Annotated in this window: 3 protein-coding genes and 1 pseudogene; 1 reads left to right on the top strand and 3 read right to left on the bottom strand. The window is 54.6% G+C overall.

The genetic code is table 11. The features are described from left to right. Positions 1-589, top strand: a 589-nt coding sequence (locus tag TX85_RS06795) for a magnesium chelatase subunit ChlI family protein (RefSeq protein ID WP_044478336.1), incomplete at its 5' end; no start/stop codon positions are given. A 35-nt stretch (positions 590-624) separates the two neighbouring features. Here TX85_RS06795 and TX85_RS06790 read toward each other — a convergent pair. From TX85_RS06790 to TX85_RS06780, 3 genes and pseudogenes are all read right to left on the bottom strand, one after another. Then, a complete protein-coding gene (locus TX85_RS06790) occupies positions 625-1,038 on the bottom strand; it encodes a YraN family protein (RefSeq protein ID WP_044478335.1) in 414 nt (137 codons plus the stop codon). Continuing rightward, positions 1,035-1,334, bottom strand: coding sequence for an EscU/YscU/HrcU family type III secretion system export apparatus switch protein (locus TX85_RS06785; RefSeq protein ID WP_044478334.1), 300 nt, complete (start codon positions 1,332-1,334; stop codon positions 1,035-1,037). Before TX85_RS06785 ends, TX85_RS06790 begins: the two co-directional genes overlap by 4 nt. Further along, positions 1,331-1,890 (bottom strand): annotated as a pseudogene (locus TX85_RS06780) (flagellar hook-length control protein FliK); the annotation flags it as partial. The gene TX85_RS06785 and the pseudogene TX85_RS06780, both read right to left, overlap by 4 nt.

Raw genomic sequence — 1,890 nt, 5'->3', positions numbered from 1 at the left:
GGTGCTGAGACAACCGCTGGAGGAAAGACGGGTTACGATTAGCCGTTCCCGCGCAGCATTTACATTTCCAGCTCATTTTCTGTTAACAATCAGTCTTAATCCCTGCCCCTGCGGCTTTTTTGGTAGTGAGCCCCCGCAGCAGCTCTGCACGTGCTCTCCTTATCGAATTGCGCAGTATCGGGAGAAAATCTCGGGGCCATTGCTTGACCGGATCGATATGCATGTGGAGGTTCCAAGACCGCCGAAATGGCAGCACGATCCTGAGCCGCGTTCTTCTGGTGAGATGCGAATGGAGGTCGAGAAAGCTGTGAGTATTCAGTTGGAACGTTATACTGGGTCGCCTTATCGCCGGAATGGCGAGCTTAGCGGCTCGGCTCTGCGGCGGACTGTACGAATACTGCCGGAAGCAGAGCAATTATTGCAGGCTTCCTTTGGCGCACTCGGGCTCAGTATGCGGGCCTATGACCGTATCATCAAGCTGTCGCGAACGATCGCCGATTTGGAGGCTTCCAGCGACATCAGAGCCGAGCACATTGCAGAAGCGATCCAGTACCGTTGTCTGGACCGCCGCAGTCCAAGCGCCTCCTGAAGGATTTCGGCTAACACCACTATTGCTTAGTAGGATTAAAATGAAGCTATGTAATGCTCCAGGGATTCAACCTTCATGTCCGGTCCCAGCACAATTCCGATCAGATCAAACCTCACATTGGAAGTGCTTGCTCCGTGCTGGAGCAAATAGACAGCGGCGGTATCCCGGACCTGGCGAATTTTGCGCGGGGTCATCGATTCAGCCGGAGTTCCGAAGCCCATGCTTCGACTGCTTCGGCTGCGGACCTCCACAATGACAAGCATTCCGTTCTTTTTGGCAATAATATCAAGCTCACCGCTCCGGCAACGCCAATTCCGTTCTACAATTAGATAGCCTTCCTTGAGCAAGTATTGGGCCGCACGCTCTTCGGCTTCCCGTCCGCGAAGCTTGCGGCCATCTTTGATTGAACCTCCCGATCCTTCCCTCGGCCCCAACGTCCCGCCGCTCATCTTAATGTGCCTCCTGCATCCCGGTCCGCCCGGTAAATAAAGCTCAATATTTCGGCCACCAAATTATAGAGCTCGGGCGGAATCTGACGGTCCAGATCCAGCTTGGACAATACTTCTACCAATGCAGCATCCTCCTGAACCGGAATTTCATGCTCGCGAGCCAGGTCCAGGATACGCTCCGCAAGATAACCGGTCCCTTTCGCTGCCAGGACAGGAGCATCGTTTTGTGCAGGATCATATTTTAGCGCAACCGCCTTCTTGAGTGAGGAGTTCCTCTTCTTGTCCTGCTCGCTCATATGCGGTAATCGACTCCTTTGTACGGGGTAGGAGCATAGGTCATGGATCGGCCTAATTCAAGAGTAGAACCTTCAGCTTCCATGGACGTGATAAGCGGCTCTGTCTTCAGGGAGAGCAACTGATATCCCGCTCCATTCAACGCCTGCTCGATGTCCTCATTTTTTGTCTCCAGATAGGCTCCCACCGCTTCATCCTCGGTAAGGATTCTCAAGATGACCTTCCGGTCAGCAACCTGCACATCAACCATGAGCTGTCCTAATGCTTTCATTTGCAGATCAAACCACAGTCGGCAATTCTCTGCATCCAGTTCTCCCTTGCGTCCGCGACGGGCTTCAATCTGGACGGAAGCCGTCTCTTCGCCGTTCGGACCGGTAAAGGGCAGAAACATCGTTACCTGCGCAAATGGCGTGGTCCGATCTGTGGTGAGCAGCAGCTGCTGTCCGGTCAGCTGCTGTACGATTTGCCGGGCCGCTTCTCTGAGCGGCTCGGGCAGTTGGTCTGCTGCGGCGGCTTGCAGCAGCAGGCCTTTTAGGGTGTCACGGACGGCGGCGGCCT

Source organism: Paenibacillus antibioticophila (genome assembly GCF_000455265.1).
Taxonomy (GTDB): domain Bacteria; phylum Bacillota; class Bacilli; order Paenibacillales; family Paenibacillaceae; genus Fontibacillus; species Fontibacillus antibioticophila.
The sequence above is the reverse complement of the archived record's forward strand: the minus strand, read 5'-3'. Positions and strand labels throughout refer to the sequence as shown.

What these genes read in the sequence shown, in the direction of transcription:
- TX85_RS06790 (WP_044478335.1), bottom strand. Translation starts at nt 1,038, where the DNA reads ATGAGCGGCGGGACGTTGGGGCCGAGGGAAGGATCGGGAGGTTCAATC.
- TX85_RS06785 (WP_044478334.1), bottom strand. Translation starts at nt 1,334, where the DNA reads ATGAGCGAGCAGGACAAGAAGAGGAACTCCTCACTCAAGAAGGCGGTT.